This window comes from Roseovarius sp. B-10 (genome assembly GCF_056859295.1).
Map to the genome: position 1 here is coordinate 1 of NZ_JBSXOE010000036.1, position 20698 is coordinate 20698.

Annotated in this window: 20 protein-coding genes; 9 read left to right on the top strand and 11 right to left on the bottom strand. The window is 65.4% G+C overall.

Annotated elements, in window-relative coordinates:
* On the bottom strand, positions 1-182 hold a 182-nt coding region (locus AC13D8_RS13385; protein ID WP_482969234.1), incomplete at its 3' end, for an adenosylhomocysteinase.
* Positions 183-254: 72 nt separating this feature from the next.
* On the bottom strand, positions 255-575 hold the full coding sequence (locus AC13D8_RS13390; RefSeq protein WP_482969235.1) for a hypothetical protein: 321 nt from the start codon (positions 573-575) through the stop codon (positions 255-257).
* A 155-nt stretch (positions 576-730) separates the two neighbouring features.
* On the opposite strand from AC13D8_RS13390, the gene AC13D8_RS13395 reads away from it, so the two are divergent.
* Positions 731-1645, top strand: a complete 915-nt coding sequence (locus tag AC13D8_RS13395; RefSeq protein ID WP_482969236.1) for an FkbM family methyltransferase — start codon at positions 731-733, stop codon at positions 1643-1645.
* A 28-nt stretch (positions 1646-1673) separates the two neighbouring features.
* On the top strand, positions 1674-2267 hold the full coding sequence (locus AC13D8_RS13400; RefSeq protein WP_482969237.1) for an HD domain-containing protein: 594 nt from the start codon (positions 1674-1676) through the stop codon (positions 2265-2267).
* On the opposite strand, the gene AC13D8_RS13405 is transcribed toward AC13D8_RS13400, so the two are convergent.
* The 5 genes from AC13D8_RS13405 to cysQ form a co-directional block, all read right to left on the bottom strand.
* Positions 2264-3289 carry a glycosyltransferase family 2 protein gene (locus AC13D8_RS13405; protein WP_482969238.1) on the bottom strand — a complete coding sequence of 342 codons (1026 nt, stop codon included), beginning with the start codon at positions 3287-3289 and terminating at the stop codon, positions 2264-2266. The two genes, AC13D8_RS13400 and AC13D8_RS13405, sit on opposite strands and share 4 nt — an antisense overlap.
* A 73-nt stretch (positions 3290-3362) precedes the next feature.
* Positions 3363-4256 (bottom strand): UTP--glucose-1-phosphate uridylyltransferase GalU, encoded by an 894-nt coding sequence (galU, locus tag AC13D8_RS13410; RefSeq protein WP_482969239.1) that lies wholly within the window; start codon positions 4254-4256, stop codon positions 3363-3365.
* Between the two features lie 88 nt (positions 4257-4344).
* Complete coding sequence (locus tag AC13D8_RS13415) at positions 4345-5193, bottom strand: bifunctional allantoicase/(S)-ureidoglycine aminohydrolase (protein WP_482969240.1); 849 nt, start codon at positions 5191-5193, stop codon at positions 4345-4347.
* A gap of 39 nt (positions 5194-5232) precedes the next feature.
* On the bottom strand, positions 5233-6033 hold the full coding sequence (locus AC13D8_RS13420; RefSeq protein ID WP_482969241.1) for a 3-deoxy-manno-octulosonate cytidylyltransferase: 801 nt from the start codon (positions 6031-6033) through the stop codon (positions 5233-5235).
* Positions 6034-6035: 2 nt separating this feature from the next.
* Positions 6036-6833: a 3'(2'),5'-bisphosphate nucleotidase CysQ gene (gene cysQ, locus AC13D8_RS13425; RefSeq protein ID WP_482969242.1), complete on the bottom strand. Its 798-nt coding sequence runs from the start codon at positions 6831-6833 to the stop codon at positions 6036-6038.
* A 134-nt stretch (positions 6834-6967) separates the two neighbouring features.
* Here cysQ and AC13D8_RS13430 point away from each other — a divergent pair, with 134 nt between their 5' ends.
* The gene (locus AC13D8_RS13430) at positions 6968-7789 is read left to right on the top strand and encodes an ABC transporter permease (RefSeq protein WP_482969243.1); all 822 of its coding nucleotides are present in this window, start codon (positions 6968-6970) and stop codon (positions 7787-7789) included.
* 25 nt (positions 7790-7814) lie between these two features.
* On the opposite strand, the gene AC13D8_RS13435 is transcribed toward AC13D8_RS13430, so the two are convergent.
* A complete protein-coding gene (locus tag AC13D8_RS13435) occupies positions 7815-8438 on the bottom strand; it encodes an alpha-ketoglutarate-dependent dioxygenase AlkB family protein (RefSeq protein WP_482969244.1) in 624 nt (207 codons plus the stop codon).
* A 202-nt stretch (positions 8439-8640) separates the two neighbouring features.
* Between AC13D8_RS13435 and dnaK the strand changes: the two genes are divergently transcribed.
* The 3 genes from dnaK to radC are packed head-to-tail and all read left to right on the top strand — an operon-like array spanning position 8641 to position 12599.
* A complete protein-coding gene (gene dnaK, locus AC13D8_RS13440; RefSeq protein ID WP_482969245.1) occupies positions 8641-10554 on the top strand; it encodes a molecular chaperone DnaK in 1914 nt (637 codons plus the stop codon).
* 60 nt (positions 10555-10614) lie between these two features.
* Positions 10615-11778, top strand: coding sequence for a molecular chaperone DnaJ (gene dnaJ, locus AC13D8_RS13445; RefSeq protein ID WP_482969246.1), 1164 nt, complete (start codon positions 10615-10617; stop codon positions 11776-11778).
* Between the two features lie 56 nt (positions 11779-11834).
* Positions 11835-12599 (top strand): RadC family protein, encoded by a 765-nt coding sequence (gene radC / locus AC13D8_RS13450; protein ID WP_482969344.1) that lies wholly within the window; start codon positions 11835-11837, stop codon positions 12597-12599.
* Positions 12600-12614: 15 nt separating this feature from the next.
* Here the strand turns inward: radC and AC13D8_RS13455 are convergent, their stop codons facing one another.
* The 3 genes from AC13D8_RS13455 to secA form a co-directional block, all read right to left on the bottom strand.
* Entirely contained in the window at positions 12615-14177 is a 1563-nt protein-coding gene (locus AC13D8_RS13455) for a substrate-binding domain-containing protein (protein ID WP_482969247.1), read from the bottom strand.
* Positions 14178-14202: 25 nt separating this feature from the next.
* Positions 14203-15153: a hypothetical protein gene (locus tag AC13D8_RS13460; protein WP_482969248.1), complete on the bottom strand. Its 951-nt coding sequence runs from the start codon at positions 15151-15153 to the stop codon at positions 14203-14205.
* A 93-nt stretch (positions 15154-15246) separates the two neighbouring features.
* Positions 15247-17949, bottom strand: a complete 2703-nt coding sequence (gene secA / locus AC13D8_RS13465; protein ID WP_482969249.1) for a preprotein translocase subunit SecA — start codon at positions 17947-17949, stop codon at positions 15247-15249.
* Between the two features lie 187 nt (positions 17950-18136).
* Here secA and AC13D8_RS13470 point away from each other — a divergent pair, with 187 nt between their 5' ends.
* From AC13D8_RS13470 to mutT, 3 genes are read left to right on the top strand one after another with little or no spacing between them, the layout of a single operon-like run.
* Complete coding sequence (locus AC13D8_RS13470) at positions 18137-18985, top strand: peptidylprolyl isomerase (protein ID WP_482969250.1); 849 nt, start codon at positions 18137-18139, stop codon at positions 18983-18985.
* Positions 18986-18989: 4 nt separating this feature from the next.
* Positions 18990-20219, top strand: a complete 1230-nt coding sequence (gene argJ, locus AC13D8_RS13475; RefSeq protein WP_482969251.1) for a bifunctional glutamate N-acetyltransferase/amino-acid acetyltransferase ArgJ — start codon at positions 18990-18992, stop codon at positions 20217-20219.
* A gap of 55 nt (positions 20220-20274) precedes the next feature.
* The gene (gene mutT / locus AC13D8_RS13480) at positions 20275-20673 is read left to right on the top strand and encodes an 8-oxo-dGTP diphosphatase MutT (protein ID WP_129431056.1); all 399 of its coding nucleotides are present in this window, start codon (positions 20275-20277) and stop codon (positions 20671-20673) included.
* Positions 20674-20698 lie beyond the last annotated feature (25 nt).

Genomic DNA, 20698 nt, shown 5'->3' on the forward strand with positions numbered 1-20698 from the left:
AGCACGGCGGTCTGAATGGTCATGTGCAGGCTGCCGGCGATCCGCGCGCCCTTGAGCGGCTTGGCCTCGCCATAGTCCGCGCGGAGCGCCATCAGACCCGGCATCTCGGTTTCGGCGATGTCGAGTTCCTTGCGGCCGTAACCCGCGAGCGCGATGTCCTTGACGATATAATCCTGTGCCATTCGGGGGGTGGCTCCTTGCGTTGCAATATCGCGAGGCAGATAGCACTCGCCCCCCGATTGGGCAATGCGCGATCACCCCGCCACGCCCCCGGCAACGGCGGTGGTGGCCCCGGTCCAGTTCTGACCAGTCGCCACGATACAGCTCACCCCGTTGGGACGCGTGACGAAAACGGTAAAGCTGCCGGTCTCTTCCGAGGCCCAGACCTCGAGCAACTGCTGCGGGTTCTGCAAGCCGCCCCCGGCAGGGCTTTCCTTGTAACGGCCCTCAAGCCGCTCGACGAGCGCATCGCGTGGCAGGCAGGCCACGCCCTGTGCCTGCGCCTGGGCCGCGAGCGGCGGGGCAAGCGCGGCGGCGCCAAAGATGAGCGCGGTGCAACAAAGACGTTTGAACATGGTGTCCTCCATTGATGTCGGGCGCGCGGGTTGCGCATCCTTCTGTCCAGAATCTGGGAACGGCGGCGCCACGCCGCACTAAAATTCGGCGCACAACCGCGCGAGGCGCGCGTGTGCCTCTGGTGCCGGGCACGCTTCGGGGCTACCTCGGGTGGATGACACGCCACCTCACCTTTTCCGGCCCCGCGGCGCGGCTGCAATACGCCCTGTTGATGGCGCTCTTTCGCGTCGCGGTGACGCGCGGTCTCTATGGCCGTTTTGCGCGGGGACTTGGGCGACTGTTTCCCTCCGGCACGGCGGTCTGGCTGCACGAGGACGGCGCGCCGCCCTATCGCATCGCACTCGATGACGGCTACTGGACGCGATTCGCGCTCTGGCGCGCGCCCTACGAACCCGAGGTCGCCGCCGTCCTTCGCGCCGCCGCCGGGGCCGCCCCTCTCTTTTGCGATCTTGGCGCAAATAAAGGCTATTGGACCACCCGAGGCGCACCGCTCTTCGACCATGTCATCGCGGTCGAGGCCTCGAATGCCACCTTTGCCGCGTTACAGGCCAATGCCGGACACCTGCCCAACGTCACCCTGCACCGCGCGGCGATTCATGGGCGCTCGGGAAATACGCTGGAATTCGTCAACACCCATCTCAGCCACGCCTCTGCCCGGCTCGCGGGCGATGGACCCACGCGCGCTCAGGATCATGTCGAGACCGTGACCACACTAGCCGTCGATGATCTCGTGCCCGCAGGCCAGCCCGCGCTCATCAAGCTCGATGTCGAGGGGGCCGAGATCGCGGCCATCGACGGCGCCGCCCGCGCGCTCAAGGACGGCGCGGTGCTGATCTACGAGGATCATGGAAACGATCCGGACTGCACGGTCAGCGCGTACCTGCTGGATCAGCCCGACATGCGGCTCTATTCCGCGGGAAACGGCCTTGTTTCCATGCCGGACCTCGCCTCCATCCGCGCCCTCAAAAGCGATCCGTTCAAAGGCTATAATTACATCGCCGCCAGGGAGGGTTCGCCGCTCCTCGCCGCCATCGCCACGCGCTTTGCAAATCTCGCGCAGTCCCGCTAATCAGGGTCACCCAAAGACCGGAGCCCCCATGCCCAAACCCCGCGCCTGGCAAAAGATGCTCTCGGGCCGCAGGCTCGACCTGCTCGATCCCACGCCCGTCGATATCGAGATCGAGGATATCGCCCACGGTCTGAGCTTCGTCGCGCGCTGGAACGGGCAGACGCTGGGGGATTTTCCCTATTCGGTGGCCGAGCACTCGCTTCTGGTGGAGCGGCTCTATTCCCGCCTAGCACCGCGCGCACCGTCAAAATGGCGGCTCGCGGCGCTCTTGCACGATGCCCCGGAATACGTCATCGGCGACATGATCTCGCCGGTTAAGAACGCGGTTGGGCCGGGCTATGACGAGCTCGACAAGCGGCTCGCGGCGGCGGTGCATTTGCGGTTCGGCCTGCCCGCCACACTGCCCGCGCAGGTGAAGCGACAGATCAAGCGCGCCGACAAGGTCAGCGCCTGGATGGAGGCCACTGAAATCGCCGGGTTTACCGTGGCCGAGGCCGACCGCTTCTTCGGCAAGCCCGACAGCGCGCTAATGGAGGGCCTGAGCCTGAGCCTGCGCCCCCCGGTCGAGACGCGCGCGGCCTATCTCGTGCGACACAAGGCGCTGATCGCGGAGATGGGTTAGATCCATCCGCCCCGTGACATCAGGCCCAGCGCCTCGAGCTGCCGCCAACCGGCGAGCCGGGTGGAACGCGGGCACCACAGGTCCGGGTCGGCGGCGAGCGCATCGTAATATCTGTCGTATAGCGCGCTATTGGCAAAATGTTCCTTCCGGTGCTTTTCCTCACCCGCGCGGACCACCGCCGTGTCGAGGAATTTCGAATGCAGCAGCACCCCGGAGGTCAACTCGCCCCCATCGGTGGCATAGACATGGTTGAGCCGCCGCGGCAGTAGGCTGTGACTGGAGCTGACATAGGCATAGCGCCAGTGCCATTTCACCAGCGGCACCTTGCCCATCGTCGGCGCGCGGCGCGGCTCGGTGGCAAAGAACAGGCGCGCGCGGGGGCCACCCTGTATCCAGAGGTTCTGCAAGTCCGCCTTGCGCCGCAGCCCGTAATTGCCGGCGTCGAACCAGCACAGGCTGTGGAACGGGTCGTCGCCGGGCGCGTGGCACTGCGTCGAGAGCCGCCCTTTCGGATACATGTCGAGCATCAGCGCGCCAAAGGACGCACGCCCCTGGCGCTCCAGCCAGTCGCAGAGCGCGGGCAGGGGCCGTGTCTCGTGATAAGGGTAGACGAGGCATTCGTCGGCATCGAGCGTCAGGCACCAATGCCCGTGCCCGTGCCGCATCATGAGCCATGTCAGCCAATCCATCCCGAATCGCGACCGTTTGTAGCTGTGCGCCGTGCTCCAGAGCGACACGTCGTCTTGCTTGGCGAGATGGTCGCGCGTGCCATCGTCGCTGGCATTATCGACGATCAGGAAGTGATCCACGCCGAGACGCCGGTGATGGGCGAGAAAATGCCCGACCCGCTGCGCCTCGTTGCGCATCGTGGCAAAGCACAGGATGTCGTCCGCCCCGATGCCCCCGGTCCTGTCGATGACGGCGCGCAGCTGCCGCCGCTTTGTCACCGCCCGCGCCAGCAGCCTGCGCCGCCGCCAGCGCAACCGGTAGGCCAGGATCAGGTCTTTCAAGGTCTCGCGCACCGCCTGCCGCCCCTTCTTGCCCGGTTTCAGGGTCGGCGGTCCCGGTCGCAAAGTCCAGTGCCCGTACGTCCGCCTATTGCGCCGCTTTGTCGGCGTGGACCATGTCGGAGATGTAATTCCACAGGTCGTCGCGCAGGTCGTCGCGCGCCAGGGCAAAGGCCACCGTCGCCTGAAGGAACCCGGCCTTGGACCCGCAATCGAAACGCTGCCCGCGGAAGCGGTAGCCGTAGACCTCCTCGCCATCCTCGCGCGCCGCGTCGATCGCGTCGGTAAGCTGGATTTCGCCGCCCGCGCCGGTCTGTTTCTTGTTCAGTTTCTGCAGCACCGTTGGCGTCAGGATATAACGCCCGATCACCGCGAGGTTGGACGGTGCGGTGCCTGCCTCGGGCTTTTCCACCATGCCCTTGGTCGAGACGATGCTGCCCATGTCCTCGCGCACGTCGAGGATACCGTAGGCGTTGGTCCTGTCGTCGGGCACTTCCATCGCGGCGACCATGTTGCCGCCGGTCTCCTCGAACGCCTCGACCATCTGTTGCAGGCAGGGCTTTTCAGCGGCGATCACGTCATCGGGCAGGATCACGGCAAAAGGCTCGTTGGCAATGAAACGACGCGCGCACCACACCGCGTGGCCGAGGCCGAGCGGCTTGTGCTGACGCATGTAGGCGATCTCGCCGCTGTCCATGTTGGTGGACTTGAGGATATCGAGAAGCTCGTCCTTGCCCTTCTTGCGCAGCTCCTGCTCGAGCTGTGGGGCACAGTCGAAATAATCCTCGAGCGCGTTCTTGCCGCGCGATGTGATGAAGATGAATTCCTTCATACCGGCGGCGCGCGCCTCGTCGATAGCATATTGCACCAGCGGGCGGTCAACCAGCGTCATGATTTCCTTGGGCACCGACTTCGTCGCCGGAAGAAACCGTGTCCCGAGGCCCGCCACCGGAAAAATCGCCTTGGTTACTCGTTTACGCATAAACTGCTCCTGAATGGAATTTTGCGCTACAATACATAAATGGCGGCGTATTTGTATAAGGTTAAGGTGAAACTGTGGGCATTTTTTGTCATGTCACAACCGGGGCGCGCGGCGGGGCCGCCAGCGGCATGTGTCGGTTGACGTCCTTGTAGAGCAGATAGCGAAATGACCCCGGTCCCCCGGCATAGCAGGCCTGGGGGCAGAACGCGCGCAGCCACATGAAATCGCCTGCCTCGACCTCGACCCAGTCGCGGTTGAGCCGGTAGACAGCCTTGCCTTCGAGCACGTAGAGCCCGTGCTCCATCACATGCGTCTCCTCGAAGGGGATCACGCCGCCGGGCTGAAACGTGACTATGGTCACGTGCATGTCGTGGCGCAGATCCTCGGGATCGACAAAGCGCGTCGTCGCCCATGCGCCGTTTGTGTCGGGCATCGGCACGGGCGCGATCTCGCGCTCGTCAAGCACCAGGGGCGGCGGCGCATCGAGCCCCTCGACCGCGACATAATGCTTGCGAAACCAGTGAAAGCGCAGCGGCGCATCGCCCGCGTTGCGCAGCCGCCACTCGGCGCCGGGGGGGATGTAGGCATAACCGCCCGGCCCCAGATCATGTGCCTCCTCGCCGATATGGAGGCGCATCGCTCCATCCAGCACAAAGAGCACCGCCTCGGTGCCCGGCTCGGTCTCGGGGCGATCGCTTCCGCCGCCGGGGGCGATCTCTGCGATATACTGCGAGAAGGTCTCGGCAAAGCCCGACATCGGGCGCGCCAGCACCCAGAATCGCGCACCCTCCCAGAACGGCAGCAGGCTTGCGACGATATCGCTCATGCAGCCGCCGGGAATGACGGCATAGGCCTCGGTAAACACCGCGCGCCCGGTCATCAGCCGGGTCTGCGGCGGAAGCCCGCCCTCGGGCGCGTGGTAGGAACGGTCGGTCATGGCGTGGTCTCTCCCGAATGGCCCGGCGCGGTGCAGCGCTCAGGCGATATCCATCTCTCGCATCATTGCCTCCAGGCGCGGCACGTCCTCCGGGTTGTTGAGCTCCCAGAACTGCCGCCCGCGAGCCTCCACCTCGACGCAGAGCATCGCGCGTCCGTTCTCGAGAAAACGCAACTGCTCCAGCCCTTCCAGCCCTTCGAGCGGCCCCGGTGCCCAACCCGGATAGGCCGCGAGCGCCGCCGCACGATAGGCATAGACGCCGACATGATGAAACACCGGTGTGGCATCGGCATCGTCGTAGCGGTCAGGGGTGAAAGGGATCACCTCCTTGGAGAAATAGAGCGCGTGGCCCAGGCGGTCGAAAACGGCGGTGGTGCCGCCAACGCGCCCTTCGGCGCGGTCCTGCAAAAAGCCGTTCAGCGCGCGCCCGTCGCAGCGCAGCACCGGCGTCGCCGCGCCGGCCTCCGGATCGGCGCGCAGCCCGGCCACGAGGTCCGACACGAACCACGGCGGGGTAAGCGGGGCATCGCCCTGAAGGTTGACGACAATCTCGTATCCTTCGCCCAGCGCAGCATGGGCCGCAGCGCAGCGCTCGGTGCCGTTGGCGCAGGTTTCAGGCGTCATCACAACCTCGGCGCCGAATCCCTCCGCCGCGTCGCGGATACGCGCGTCGTCGGTCGCCACCACCACGCGGTCCACGCCCGGCACCGCGCAAGCAGCGGCCCACGAGCGTTCGATCAGCGTGCGCGCTACGCCCTCCGCGCCCTTCAGCGGCACCAGCGGCTTGCCGGGATAGCGGGTCGAGGCATAGCGCGCGGGGATGACGACTAGCACGCCCACGCTCAACCCTCCGCGAGATCGACGCCCGGCGCGCAGGCGATGAAGAACGGGTTTGTGAACCCCGGCTTGCCATAGGTAAGCGGCATCAGATCATCGAATCGCAGCACGCGCCCCCCCGCACCTGTCAGCACGGCGTGACCGGCGGCGGTGTCCCATTCCATCGTGCGCCCCAGGCGAGGGTAGAGATCGGCCTCGCCGCTCGCCACGAGGCAGAACTTGAGTGAAGAGCCAGCGCTCGTCATGTCGCGCACATTGTAGCGCGAGATATAATCGTCGGTGGCCTGATCGCGATGCGATTTGGACGCCACCACCATGAGCGCGGCATTGTCCGGTTGCGAAACGCGCAGCGGGCTCTGCGCACCGGGTGTGTCGGGATCGAATGGCCCCGCCTCCTCGACAGCGCGGCCATCGGGCAGGGTGTAGAACATGCGGCCCCGCGCGGGCGCATAGACGATTCCGCGCACCGGTACGCCGTCCTCGACCCAGGCGATGTTGACGGTGAAATCCCCCCGCCGGTTGATGAATTCCTTGGTCCCGTCCAGCGGATCGACGATGAGAAAACTCGTCACGCTCTGCCCGTGCGAGGCGGCCTGTTCCTCGGTCACCAGTGCCACATCGGGAAACGCCGCGCGCAGCCCTGCCGAGATCAGCGCGTCCGCCATCTCGTCGGCCTCGGTCACCGGGCTTGCGTCGGATTTCACCTTCACCTCGAAATCAGGGCCCTCGTAGATCTCCATGATCCGCGCGCCCGCGGCGATCGCCAGCCGGCGCATTTCCGCGATCAATCGTTCCTGCTCCAAATCGTCGTTCCCCTGCCTGATTTGCGCCACTTTGCGGCACTAGTGGATGGATCAATCGATGCCCCTTATGCTAGGTTCGGTGCGGATCGGCAAGGAACCGGCCACAGGGGTCGCCGGGAACGAGGCAACAGCGCATGTTCAAGACCGTCCGACCGTCGTCCTCGCTGCATTCGGCGGTCGTGATCCTAGAGTTGATCTACCACGCCACCGTGCGCAGCATCCGCCAGCAGCACGGCAACGCCATCGTGGCGCTCGGGCTCAACATCCTGACCGTCATCATCATGGTGATGGCATTCTACCTGTTCTTCACGGTTCTGGGCCTCAAATCGGTCAAACTGCGCGGCGATTTCCTGCTGTTCATGATGTCGGGGATTTTCCTGTACATCACGCATATCAAGGTGCTTGGCGCGGTGGTGGGCTCGGATGGCCCTGCCTCGCCGATGATGCAGCACGCGCCCATGAATACCGCGATCACCATCTCTTCCGCGGCACTCGGATCGCTCTATATCCAGACGTTGTCACTCATCATCGTGCTGTTCGTGTACCACGTCGGCGTCAAGCCGATCACCATCTACCAGCCGGCCTATGCCTATGGCATGGTGCTTCTGGCGTGGTTTACCGGATTCGGTGTGGGACTCGTGCTGCTGGCGCTCAAGCCGTGGTTCCCGACCTTCGTCAAGCTGTTCACCACAATCTACCAGCGGGCCAACATGATCGCCTCGGGCAAGATGTTCGTGGTCAACATGCTGCCGCCGATGATTTATAATATGTTTTCCTGGAACCCCCTGTTTCACAACATCGACCAGGCGCGCGGCTACGTGTTCATCAACTACTTCCCGCACAAGACGTCGTTGATGTACCCGATCTATGTCGGCATCTGCCTCGTCATGCTCGGGTTGATAGGCGAGTTCTACACGCGCCGCCACGCCTCGCTGTCGTGGAGTGCGCGGCGCTGACGCCGTGGTCCGCGTCCCGTTCGTCTCAGGTGACGACGCGCATGGTCAGGTTGATGCGTCCCGGCCCGCGCAACAGCCGCGACGAGCCCGGGCGAAGCCGGTCCACCCCGTGATAGGCGAGCCGCGCCGCGCCGCCCAGCACGATGACATCGCCCGACTGCAGCCAGGCGGATTCGGTCGGCCCGCCGCGGGTCGTGTTGCCCACGCGAAACAGCGCCTCGTCGCCCAGCGAGATCGACACCACGGGCCAGTCGAAATTGGCCTCGTCGCGGTCCTGGTGCATCCCCATGCGCGCCTCTGGCTCGTAGAAATTCACCAGGCAGCAATCGGGATCGCGCCGCCCATCCACCAGCGCCCGCCAGACGCCAAGCGCGGTTTCGGGCACCTGCGGCCATTCCATGCCATCGGGGTGGCGCGGCTCGTAGCGATAACCCTTGCGGTCGCTGATCCAGCCCAGCCGCCCCGCCGAGGTCATGCGCACGCTCATCGCCTTGCCCGAGGGCGTGATGGGGCGAAAGAGCGGCGCCGCCATCACCACCGCGCGCACCTCCGCAACGAGCCGCGCCTGCGCGTCGGACGCGAGCCAGCCACGGTAGAGCGCGGCGCCGCGCAAGGTGAGGGTCGGGTCGATCATGGCGGCTTTTTTCATCGCACGCACAGGGTCCCTGTGGCAATCGGGTCGAATTGACCGCAAAGCGCAAGCCGGAATGCTTGCAGGGCTGACCCGCCCTGCCTATATAGCCCACGAACCGCGGGACGGCCTTGCCGCTCCGCGTCGTAAATCCGGGGGCCCGATGCCGAAACGGGTCGGGGCTCCGCCACATCGCCTGAATTAAGAAGGGATCGAAAACATGGCCAAAGTGATTGGTATCGACCTCGGGACCACCAATAGCTGCGTCGCGATCATGGATGGCAGCCAGCCCCGCGTGATCGAGAACTCGGAAGGTGCCCGCACCACCCCCTCCATCGTCGCCTTTACCGAGAGCGAGCGGCTCGTCGGCCAGCCCGCCAAGCGGCAGGCGGTGACCAACCCGGAAAATACGATCTTCGGCGTAAAACGCCTGATCGGTCGTCGGGTGAACGATTCCGATCTCGCCAAGGACAAGAAGAACATGCCCTTTGCCGTGATCGATGGTGGCAACGGCGACGCTTGGGTCGAGGCACGCGGCGAGAAATATTCGCCCAGCCAGATTTCCGCCTTCATCCTCGGCAAGATGAAGGAAACCGCCGAGAGCTATCTCGGCGAGGAGGTGACGCAGGCCGTCATCACCGTTCCCGCCTATTTCAACGACGCCCAGCGCCAGGCCACCAAGGACGCAGGCAAGATCGCCGGGCTCGAGGTGCTGCGCATCATCAACGAGCCGACGGCGGCCGCGCTTGCCTACGGTCTCGAAAAGGAAAACACCCACACCATCGCCGTCTATGACCTCGGCGGCGGCACGTTTGACGTGACAATCCTCGAGATCGACGACGGTCTCTTCGAGGTGAAATCCACCAATGGGGACACGTTCCTCGGCGGCGAGGATTTCGACATGCGCATCGTCAACTACCTCGCCGAGGAGTTCCAAAAGGAACACGGCGTAGACCTGACGAAGGACAAGATGGCTCTCCAGCGCCTCAAGGAGGCCGCCGAGAAGGCCAAGATCGAGCTGTCGAGCTCCAGCCAGACCGAGATCAACCAGCCGTTCATCTCGATGAGTTCCAACGGCCAGCCGCTGCACATGGTGGTCAAGCTCACCCGCGCCAAGCTCGAAAGCCTCGTGAGCGACCTCATCACCGCGTCGATCAAGCCGTGCAAGGCAGCGCTCAAGGATGCCGGCATCTCCGCCTCCGAGGTGGACGAGGTCGTGCTCGTCGGCGGCATGACGCGGATGCCCAAGGTGATCGAGGAAGTGACCAAGTTCTTCGGGCGCGAGCCGCACAAGGGCGTCAACCCTGACGAGGTCGTCGCGATGGGCGCCGCCATTCAGGCAGGCGTGCTGCAAGGCGACGTCAAGGACGTGGTGCTTCTCGACGTGACCCCGCTCAGCCTCGGCATCGAGACGCTCGGCGGTGTGTTCACGCGTCTCATCGACCGCAACACCACGATCCCGACCAACAAGTCGCAGATCTTCTCCACCGCCGAGGACAACCAGTCGGCTGTGACGATCCGCGTCTTCCAGGGCGAGCGCGAGATGGCCGCCGACAACAAGATGCTCGGCCAGTTCAACCTCGAGAACATCCCGCCGGCGCCCCGTGGCATGCCCCAGATCGAGGTGACCTTCGACATCGATGCCAACGGCATCGTCAATGTCAGTGCCAAGGACAAGGGCACCAACAAGGAGCAGAAGATCACCATCCAGGCATCGGGCGGCCTGACGGATGAGGATATCGAGAAGATGGTCAAGGAGGCCGAGGAGAACGCCGAGGCCGACAAGGCCCGCCGCGAACTCGTCGAGGCCCGCAATCAGGCCGAAAGCCTTGTCAACTCGACGGAAAAATCCCTCGAGGAACACGGCGACAAGGTCGATCCGACGACCGTGGAGGCAATCGAGCTTGCCATTTCCGCGCTCAAGGAAGACCTCGAAAAGGACGACGCCACCGCCGAAAAGATCAAGGCCGGTATCCAGAACGTCGCCGAGGCCTCGATGAAGCTTGGCGAAGCCATCTACAAGGCCAGCCAGCAGGAGGACGAGGACGAGGCCAACTCCGCCGATGCCGGGCCGGGCGAGGATGACATCGTCGATGCCGATTTCGAGGACATCGACGACGACAAGCGCCACTGAGGCGATACGCCTTGCGCCGGGGCCCTTGCGGCCCCGGCCTGCGCTTGAAGGAGATCCCAGATGGCCAAACGCGACTATTACGAGGTGCTCGGCCTGTCCAAGGGGGCCTCGGCGGACGAGATCAAGAAGGCCTATCGCCAGAAGGCGAAGGAGCTGCATCCCGACCGCAACAAGGACAACGCCGAGGCCGAACGCCAGTTCAAGGAGGCGGGCGAAGCCTATGACGTCCTGAAGGATCCCGAGAAGAAAGCGGCCTATGACCGGTTCGGCCATGCCGCCTTCGAGGGCGGCATGGGCGGCGGCGGTGGGCCACGGCCCGGCGGCGGCTTTGGCGGCGGGCCCGGCCAGGGCGACTTCGCCTCCGCCTTCTCCGACGTGTTCGACGATCTCTTCGGCGATTTCATGGGCGGCGGACGCGGCGGCGGACGCCAGCGCGCCGCGCGCGGTGCCGACCTGCGCTACAACATGCGCGTGACGCTCGAAGAGGCCTATACCGGCTTGCAGAAGACGATCAAGGTCACCAGTGCCGCGACATGCGACGCCTGTGACGGATCGGGGGCCGAGGGCGGCGCACAGCCCAGCACCTGCCCGACCTGCTCGGGCATGGGCAAGGTGCGCGCGCAACAGGGGTTCTTCACGGTAGAGCGGACCTGCCCCACCTGCGGCGGACTTGGCCAGATCGTCAAGAACCCGTGCAAGGAATGCCAGGGCCAGGGCCGCGTGCCCAAGGAACGCGCGCTCAGCGTCAACATCCCGGCAGGCGTCGAGACCGGCACCCGCATCCGCCTGTCAGGCGAGGGCGAGGCGGGGATGCGCGGCGGCCCCGCGGGTGATCTTTACATCTTCATCGAGGTTGCCCCGCACGAGATATTCGAGCGCGAAGAGGCCAACCTGTTCTGCCGCGTGCCGGTGTCGATGACGCGCGCCGCGCTGGGCGGCGATATCGAGGTGCCGACGATCGACGGCGGCCGCTCGCGCGTCAAGATTCCCGGCGGCTCGCAATCGGGTCGCCAGATGCGCCTGCGCGGCAAGGGTATGCCGGCGCTGCGCGGCGGCGGGCAGGGTGACATGTTCATCGAGCTCGCGGTCGAGACCCCGGTGAACCTCACCAGCCGCCAGAAGGAACTGCTGCGCGAGTTCGAGACCATGAGCGAGGACAACAACCCCGAGAGCAAGAGCTTCTTCTCCTCGGTCAAGGATTTCTGGGACTCGATGAAAAGCTGACGGGCAGCCGTCAGCCGTTAACCTCCTGGTAAGGCGGGTGCGCGATGCTGCCCGGTATGCAGACGCCGCCCGCCTTTTCCGATGCCTGCCTGCCGCTCTTCTCCACGGCCCCGGTGCCGGCTGACCGGCCTAACAGGGCCGAGCGGCATCCGCCCTATGTCCGCGACCACCGCCGCCGCCTGCGCGAGCGGTTCCTCGCGGGCGGGGCTGCGGCGGTGCCGGATTACGAAATGCTCGAATTGGTGCTCTTCCGTGCCATCCCCCGCCGTGACGTCAAGCCGATCGCCCATGCCCTGCTCACGCGGTTCGGCGATTTCGCGGGTGTGCTCTCGGCCCCGTCCGAGCAGCTATCGGAGGTGGGCGGCGTGGGCGCTTCGGTCATCACCGAGTTGCGCATCGTCGAGGCCGCCGCTCACCGGCTCGCACAGTCCCGCGTGATGGGGCGGCAGGCGATCTCGTCCTGGACCGCGCTGATCGACTATTGCCGTACCAGCATGGCGCATCGCGGGACCGAGCAGTTTCGCGTCTTCTACCTCGACCGCAAGAACGTACTCATTGCCGACGAAGAACAGGCGCGCGGCACCGTCGATCACGTTCCGGTCTACCCGCGCGAGGTGGTTAAGCGCGCGCTGCTGCTCGATGCCAGCGCGCTCATCCTCGTGCATAACCACCCCTCCGGCGATCCCACCCCCTCGCAGGCCGACATCTCCATGACCGCCGAGGTCGCGCGCGCCGCCGAGGCGCTCGGCCTCGTGCTGCACGATCACGTCATCATCGGCAAATCGGCCGAGGCCAGCTTTCGCGCCGAGGGCTACCTGTAACGGGTCACGGCGGCGTCACCGCACCCAGACCTCGACCCGGCGGTTCACCCGCCGGCCCCAGGCGGTATCGTCGCAGGCCATCGGCATCGCCTCGCCAAAGGCATCGACCGCGATATCCACCCGGTCGAGCCGGGCGGTTTCCGACATCGCCACCACCGCGTCGCGAACCGCCTGCGCGCGGCGCAACGCGATCTCGCGGTTGGCCGCTGGCGGACCCTCACTGTCGGAGAACCCGACGAAAACCAGTCGCCGGTTGTCGTATAGCCCCAGTTGCAGCGCGTCGGACAGCCGCTCGACATTCGACCGCGACTGCACGTCGAGTCGCGCCGAACCCGCCTCGAATCGAAAACTCGTGGTCAGCCGCCTGAGCGGAGCCAGCAGCCCGACCATGCGCTTGAGCTCATCGAGACCGGTCTCCTCCCCGGCCATCGCGATGGAATTGGCAAACCGGTCGCCCTGCCGCGCGATGCCGATCTCCTCGGGTGCCTGGTCCACGAACCCCGCCCTCCGGATGACAAGCTGCGCGGACGGGTCGTCGATATAGGCGATGAAGTCGCGGATGATCTTGGGCATCCGGCGTGCCGGAAGGTAAAGAAGCAGCGGCGCGGTCAGCGGATAATCCTCGGTCTTGACCGTCCGCCGATTCGCCCGCAGCGCAAATCCGCACGGCCCGGTCAGCGCCAGCTCCCAGGCCTCGCCCTGTTCCGAGCGCGGCGTGAGGCCGAACGCGAAAGGATTCGCCACCACGGCGCGCGCAAGCGCCGCGCCGTCGCGATGCGGGATCATGCGGTCCGGCAGATCGCGGCCCTCGGGCAGCATGGCTTGATCGGCGGTAGCCTGGCCGATCCCGGTGTCGGGCGCCCACAGATGCAGGTCGATGGGCGCGTCGGGGCCGCCGAGCGCGGCCCAGTTGGTGATCTCGCCCGAGAGGATATGTGACAGGTCACGCAGGCTCAGGCTCTGAACCGGGTTGGCGGGGGCCACGACCGGCACCAGCGCGTCGAGCGCCAGCACCCGCATCCGCGCCGGTGTCGTGAGGTCGCCCAGCCCCGCCTCGCGCGCGCGGTCCAGCTCTTCGCCGCGCGCCTCGCGCAGGCTCATCGCGATGTCGGCCTCGCCCGCGAGCAGGTCGGCGAGGCCCTCATCCGAGGTGGTCAGCCGGAAGCGGAAATCGCCCAGGAGCGTTGCATCCTCGCCACGCGCATGGAGGGTCAGGCGCGCACTGTCGCTGTCCGCGTCATGACGCCGAAGCACGTATCCATCACGGATGGCAAACGCCTCGAGCAACGACGGCAACAGCACTTGCCCGATGATCGGCGCGCCGGAGAACACCGCACGCGCGACAAAAGCCTCAAGATCGGGACAGCCCGGACCTTCGCATGTCACGCCCGAGCCATCGATCGTCAATTCGCCATAGACCGTTTCGACCCGGTAGAACTCGCCGTCGAATCCGAGCAGGTCGCCTTCTATCGCGACCGTGCCGTCATGCGACCGCAACAGCACATCCTGCGCCGCGACCGGCCCGGCGCAAACCGCCATGAATAGTGCGGCGAGGCTGGCCGCACGCAGTCCCGCCATGTCCCGATCCCTGAATACCTGCGCTTCACTTTTGCGCGATATTCAGGTCATTGAACAGGTTTTTCAACACCAGAAACTCACCCGTCGCCTCGCAACCCGGCATCGGCAGAACCAGGTCTTGCACCCGCAGCGCGGCCCCGTCGCCCTCGGTCGAGATGCCCTGTGCCTCGACATCGCGGCCGCAATTGCCATCGGTCACCTCCGCCTCCAGTCTCAGCGCCACCGTGCCCTCCCGCGTCGCGCTGGCGGTGGGAAATGTATAGACTTCGGCACGCAGCGCCGGGCCGGGCACGTCGCCGCCCAGCCGCATTACGAATCCCTCGGCCTCGGCCTGCGTCCCCTCGGACCACACATGACCGGGCATGCCGAAATCAGCCCCGTATTCGAGCGCATGCAGCCGCAGGCTGCGCGCGTCGCCGCTCCATTGCACCACGAACCGGTCGTAGAGTGCCAGATCGTCGATCGTGGCCGTCGCGAGCGCCCCCTTGCCATCCTCGAAGGCGGCAATAAACACGGCCGATTCTGCAAGCGCCGGCAGGTCGATGCGGGCGCCCCCGTCCACGTCGGTGAGAGCCGAGATCATCATGCCGTTGTGGTGCAGGGTCACCCGCGCGTTCGGGTGGCAGGGCGCGTCGAGATCGAGGCGCACGATCGCCGCCTCGCGCACCGAGGCCGTCATCTCGGCCTCGCACTCAAAGGATGGCGCGCGCTCCTCCGACGGAAGATCTCCGGGGACGGCGATGTCACGGGCCACGGCGCGCGTCACTTGCGCGTCGGGCAGGGTCGCCGGGTCGGGCATCAGCGGCAGCGCCGGGGCCGATGTCAGCTCGATCCGGGAAATCTCCACCGGCTGCGCAACCTGCGCCGCACGGGCGGGGCCGGGTGGCGAGGCCGCCCCCGCCTGCATGAAATACGCATAGCCGAGAGCCGCAAAAATGCTGCCCCCCGCGACGATGTAGCGCCTTACCTGGGCCATGACGCCCTCCAAGCCTTGAACAGATTCAAGGTTAGGGCTTAGCCGTTGAAAAAGGCCTCATGGTGTCAGGAAAGCGGGATCATTCTGACGCTGTCAGGTCAACCTGCCGTGACAATGCTTGAATTTCTTGCCCGAACCGCAGGGGCAAGAATCATTGCGCCCGGGGTTGCCCCATGTCGACGGATCGGATTCGACAAAGCCCGGCACCGCGTCGGGAAACGCGCTCTCCGCCCCCGCGTCCGCGGGCTGTGCCGCTGCCTCCATCGCTGCGCGCTGCTGTTCGAGGTCGCGCATGAGCGCGGTCTGCTCTTCCTCGGTCATGGGGCGAATTTGCGCGAGCTTCTGGGTCACGTCGCCGCGAAGCCCGTCGAGCATCGTCTGGAAAAGGTGAAACGATTCACTCTTGTACTCGTTGAGCGGATCGCGTTGCGCATAACCGCGAAAGCCCACCACCGAACGCAGGTGTTCAAGCGTCAGCAGGTGCTCGCGCCACTTGGTATCAATGGTCTGCAACAGCACTTGCTTCTCGATCATGCGCATGGTCTCGGGACCGAATTGTGCGGCCTTCGCCGCCATCATCTCGTCGGCGGCCTTTTCCAGGCGTTCAGCGATGTCCTCGTCATCGACGCCTTCCTCGGCGGCCCAGTCCACCAACGGCAGGTCCATGCCAAGCCGCTCGCGCACGGCCTCCTGCATACCCTCGGTATCCCACTGGTCGGCATAGGTCTTGGGCGGCATATACTGATCGACAATGTCAGAGATCACCTCGGCGCGCATGTCGCCGACGATCTCGCTGAGGTCATCGGCCTTCATGATGTCGAGTCGCTGCTTGAAGATCACCTTGCGCTGCTCGTTCATCACGTCGTCGAATTTCAGCAATTGCTTGCGGATGTCGAAGTTACGCGCCTCCACCTTGGCCTGCGCCCGCTCCAGCGATTTGTTCACCCAGGGGTGGATGATCGCCTCACCCTCCTTCATGCCCAGGGTCGAGAGCACCTTTTCGAGCCGGTCACTGCCGAAGATGCGCATCAGGTCATCCTCGAGACTGAGATAAAAGGCCGACAGCCCCGGGTCACCCTGGCGCCCCGACCGTCCGCGCAGCTGGTTGTCGATGCGGCGGCTTTCGTGGCGCTCGGTGGCCAGAACGAACAGGCCGCCCGCCTCGATCACCGCCTGCTCGTCGGCGGCGTGCGCGTCCTCGATCTGCTTGCGGATCGCCTCGGGGTCGCCGTCGGGATCTGCGGCGATGGCCTCCATGATCTGGAAATCGACGTTTCCGCCCAGCTTGATGTCGGTGCCGCGCCCGGCCATGTTCGTGGCGATGGTCACCGCGCCAAGCTTGCCCGCGTCGGCGATGATCTGCGCCTCTTGCTCGTGCTGGCGCGCGTTGAGCACGTTATGCGCGATGCCGGCTTTTTTCAGGAGCGCGCTCAGCATCTCGGATTTCTCGATGGAGGTGGTGCCGACGAGGGTCGGTTGCCCCTTTTCGTGCGCTTCACGGATTTCCTCGACGATGGCCTCGTATTTCTCTTGCGCGGTGCGATAGACGGCGTCGTCCTTGTCGATGCGGGCGATAGGGCGGTTGGTGGGCACCTCGACCACGCCGAGGCCATAGATCTCGGCAAATTCCTCGGCCTCGGTCACCGCTGTGCCGGTCATGCCCGACAGCTTGTCATAGAGCCGAAAGTAATTCTGGAAGGTGACCGAGGCGAGCGTCACGTTCTCGGGCTGGATGTCGCATCCTTCCTTGGCCTCGATCGCCTGGTGAAGCCCGTCCGACAGCCGCCGCCCGGCCATCATCCGCCCGGTGAACTCGTCGATCAGAACCACCTCGCCACCGCGCACGATATAGTCCTTGTCCCTGGAGAACAGCTTGTGCGCGCGCAGGCCCTGGTTGACGTGGTGCACGATGGTCGTGCTCTCTGGATCGTAGAGCGATTGCCCCTCGGGCAAAAGCTCGCGCTGGTGCAGCAACTGCTCGAGAAACTCGTTGCCCTCGTCGGTATAGGTGACGTTGCGGGTCTTCTCGTCTAGGGTGTAATGCTCCTCGCTCAGCTCGGGAATCACGGTGTCGATGGTGCGATACAGATCGCTGCGATCCTGGCTCGGCCCCGAGATGATGAGCGGCGTGCGCGCTTCGTCGATGAGGATGCTGTCCACCTCGTCCACGATCGCGAAATTGTGCCCGCGCTGGTTCATCTCCTCCAGCGACGCCTTCATGTTGTCGCGCAGGTAGTCAAATCCCAGTTCGTTGTTGGTGGCATAGGTGACATCGGCACCATAGGCCTCTTTCTTTTCCGCCTCGGGCTGCTGCGGATAGACGACACCGGTGGTCATGCCCAACGCGCCAAAGACCTTGCCCATCCAGTCGGCATCGCGCCGCGCGAGATAGTCGTTGACGGTGACGATATGCACGCCCTTGCCCGACAGCGCGTTGAGATAGGCGGGCAGGGTCGCCACCAGCGTCTTGCCCTCGCCGGTCTTCATCTCCGAGATGTTGCCCTGGTGCAGGAAAATTCCGCCCATGAGCTGCACATCGAAGGCCCGCAGCCCGAGCGCGCGGCGCGCAGCCTCCCGGCAATTGGCGAATGCCTCGGGCAACATCGCGTCAAGGCTCTCGCCCCCGGCGATACGCTTGCGGAACTCTTCGGTCTTCGCGATCAGCCCTTCGTCGTCCAGTGCCTCGTATTCCGGCTCGAGCGCATTGATCTTTTCGATCAGGGGCCGCGTCGTCTTTATCTTGCGATCATTCGGGGTTCCGAAAATCTTGCGCGCGACCGTTCCAATACCAAGCATGTCTCATCCGTTCCGGTGTTTCGGCTTCAGCGAAGGCAATCGCTTGCCCCGCCTGCCCGCGCGCCCTAAAACGGGCGCAAGTGTGTGGGCCGCGCCTTGATTACAAGGCGATGTAAGGGGCCGCCGGAAAAGTGTCAACGTCGCGCGCCAAAGGGCCATGCGGCGATCTGGATAAAGGATGATTTCCATGTTGCAACGGCTTCTTGCGCCCGTGCTTCTCGCAGCGCTCACCGCGGGTGTGCCCGCCGCCGCCCAGGATGAGCCCCCGCTCGACACGGTGATGGCCACCGTCGGCGAGACCGAGATCACCCTCGGCCACATGCTCGTCCTGCGCGGCACCCTGCCCGAGCAATACAACCAGATCCCCCCGGACGTGCTTTTCCGCGGCGTCCTCGATCAGCTTGTGCAGCAGGAGCTTCTCAGCCAATCCCACGAGGGCGCGCTGTCACGGGTCGCACAGCTTCGGCTGGACAACGAACAGCGCGCAATCACCGCCTCCGAGGTGATCGGCGAGATCACCGGCGAGGCGGTCACCGACGAGGCGCTGCAAGCCGCCTATGACAGCGAATATACCGGGGCCGCCGAAGAGACCGAATATCGCGCTTCGCACATCCTCGTGGAGACCGAGGAGGAGGCCCAGGCGCTTGTCGAAGAGATCGCCGGCGGCGCCAATTTCGCGGCGTTGGCACAAGAGCATTCCACTGGCCCGTCCGGTCCATCGGGGGGCGAGCTCGGCTGGTTTGGCGCGGGCGTGATGGTGCCGGAATTCTCCGAGGCGGTAACAGCGCTCGACGTGGGCGAGGTCTCCGACCCGGTAAAGACCCAGTTCGGCTGGCATGTCATCAAGCTCAACGAGACCCGGGCGAAGGAAAAGCCCGCGCTCGCCGACGTGCGCGACGAGCTTGCCGATACCCTGCGCCGTCAGGCGCTCGACGCCCATGTCGCGCAGCTCGAGGCCAACAGCGCGGTGGACCGCTCCGGCAGCGACGGCATGGACCCGGCGCTCATCAACCGGTTCGATCTTCTGGAGAACTGATCCAATGGGCAAATCCCTGCCGGTCTCGCCGCTCGCGCCGGACACCTTCCCCGACCTGCCCGAAATCGGCGGTGTGCGGTTTGCCACCGCCGAGGCCGGGGTGCGCTACTCGGGTCGCACGGACGTGATGCTTGCCAGTCTCGCGCCGGGCACGTCGGTGGCCGGGGTGTTCACCCGCTCGGCCACGCGCTCGGCAGCGGTGCTCGACTGCCAGGCCAAGATCGGCGGCGACCCCGCGCAGGGCGCGGCCATCCTGGTCAATTCCGGCAATGCCAATGCCTTTACCGGACGGCGTGGCACAGCGGCGGTCGAGGCCGTGACCAACGCCACCGCCAAGCGGCTCGGCATTCCGTCCGACCGCGTCTTTACCGCCTCCACCGGCGTCATCGGAGAGCCGCTGCCGCACGACCGCGTCACCGCCTGCCTCGACGATCTCGCCACGCGCCTCGCACCCGGCGGCATCGCCGATGCCGCGCACGCGATCATGACCACCGACACCTTCCCAAAGGGTTCAACCGAGACCGTCACCATCGACGGGCAGCCGGTGCGAATCGCCGGAATCGCCAAGGGATCGGGCATGATCGCGCCCGACATGGCGACAATGCTGGTCTACATCTTCACCGACGCGGCGATGGAACAGCCGGTGTTGCAGGACATGCTGAGCGTTCTCAACCGAACCACCTTCAACTGCATCACCGTCGACAGCGACACCTCCACCTCCGACACGCTCCTGATGGCGGCAACGGGGGCATCCGGCATCCGGATTTCCGGTACCAATGTCGGCTTTATGGAGGCGCTGCGCCGGGTGATGCTCGACCTCGCGCAGCAGGTGGTGCGTGACGGTGAGGGGGCCACGAAATTCATCGAGGTCTCCGTGACCGGTGCCGCCTCGGATGCCGAGGCACATGTCCATGCGAAATCCATCGCCAATTCGCCACTGGTCAAGACCGCCATCGCCGGCGAGGACCCGAACTGGGGCCGCGTCGTCATGGCGGTGGGCAAGTCCGGCGCCCGCGCCGACCGCGACCGGCTGTCGATCTGGTTCGGCGAGCTGGAGGTCGCGCGCGATGGCGAAGTGAGCCCCGATCACGACGAGGACAAGGCCGCCGCCTACATGAAGAACGAGGAAATCGTGATTCATGTGGATCTCGGCCTTGGCGGCGGCACGGCGCGGGTCTGGACCTGCGATCTGACCCACGGCTATATCGAGATCAACGCGGATTACCGTTCGTGAAAGGCAAGCAATCACAGGAAAAGTGGGCACCGGTTTTCCGTCCGAGATTGCGCCAATGAAAACAGTCCTTGTCTCGGCCGTGGCGCTCATCGACGTGGAGGGGCGCGTTTTGCTGGCGCAGCGCCCCGCGGGCAAGGCGATGGCGGGCCTGTGGGAGTTTCCCGGCGGCAAGGTCGAACCCGGAGAGACGCCCGAGGCCGCCCTGATCCGCGAGTTGCACGAAGAACTCGGGATCGACACGTGGGCGTCGTGCCTCGCGCCGCTGACCTTCGCCAGCCATTCCTATGAAGATTTCCACCTGCTGATGCCGGTTTTCGCCTGCCGCAAATGGCAGGGAATCGCGCAGGGGCGCGAAGGACAGGCGCTCAAATGGGTGCGCGCGGGCGACCTGCGTTCCTACCCGATGCCCCCGGCCGACATCCCCCTCATCGCGATCCTTCGCGACTGGCTTTGACCGGGCACCACCCGACTCATCCCCA

Bases quoted from the DNA above. Each gene is read 5' to 3' on its own strand.
- dnaJ (WP_482969246.1), top strand. From the start codon at position 10,615: ATGGCCAAACGCGACTATTACGAGGTGCTCGGCCTGTCCAAGGGGGCC.
- AC13D8_RS13435 (WP_482969244.1), bottom strand. From the start codon at position 8,438: ATGAAAAAAGCCGCCATGATCGACCCGACCCTCACCTTGCGCGGCGCC.
- AC13D8_RS13470 (WP_482969250.1), top strand. From the start codon at position 18,137: ATGTTGCAACGGCTTCTTGCGCCCGTGCTTCTCGCAGCGCTCACCGCG.
- AC13D8_RS13460 (WP_482969248.1), bottom strand. From the start codon at position 15,153: ATGGCCCAGGTAAGGCGCTACATCGTCGCGGGGGGCAGCATTTTTGCG.
- dnaK (WP_482969245.1), top strand. From the start codon at position 8,641: ATGGCCAAAGTGATTGGTATCGACCTCGGGACCACCAATAGCTGCGTC.
- galU (WP_482969239.1), bottom strand. From the start codon at position 4,256: ATGCGTAAACGAGTAACCAAGGCGATTTTTCCGGTGGCGGGCCTCGGG.
- AC13D8_RS13415 (WP_482969240.1), bottom strand. From the start codon at position 5,193: ATGACCGACCGTTCCTACCACGCGCCCGAGGGCGGGCTTCCGCCGCAG.
- AC13D8_RS13395 (WP_482969236.1), top strand. From the start codon at position 731: ATGACACGCCACCTCACCTTTTCCGGCCCCGCGGCGCGGCTGCAATAC.
- AC13D8_RS13455 (WP_482969247.1), bottom strand. From the start codon at position 14,177: ATGGCGGGACTGCGTGCGGCCAGCCTCGCCGCACTATTCATGGCGGTT.
- AC13D8_RS13390 (WP_482969235.1), bottom strand. From the start codon at position 575: ATGTTCAAACGTCTTTGTTGCACCGCGCTCATCTTTGGCGCCGCCGCG.
- argJ (WP_482969251.1), top strand. From the start codon at position 18,990: ATGGGCAAATCCCTGCCGGTCTCGCCGCTCGCGCCGGACACCTTCCCC.
- mutT (WP_129431056.1), top strand. From the start codon at position 20,275: ATGAAAACAGTCCTTGTCTCGGCCGTGGCGCTCATCGACGTGGAGGGG.
- AC13D8_RS13430 (WP_482969243.1), top strand. From the start codon at position 6,968: ATGTTCAAGACCGTCCGACCGTCGTCCTCGCTGCATTCGGCGGTCGTG.
- secA (WP_482969249.1), bottom strand. From the start codon at position 17,949: ATGCTTGGTATTGGAACGGTCGCGCGCAAGATTTTCGGAACCCCGAAT.
- radC (WP_482969344.1), top strand. From the start codon at position 11,835: ATGCAGACGCCGCCCGCCTTTTCCGATGCCTGCCTGCCGCTCTTCTCC.
- AC13D8_RS13400 (WP_482969237.1), top strand. From the start codon at position 1,674: ATGCCCAAACCCCGCGCCTGGCAAAAGATGCTCTCGGGCCGCAGGCTC.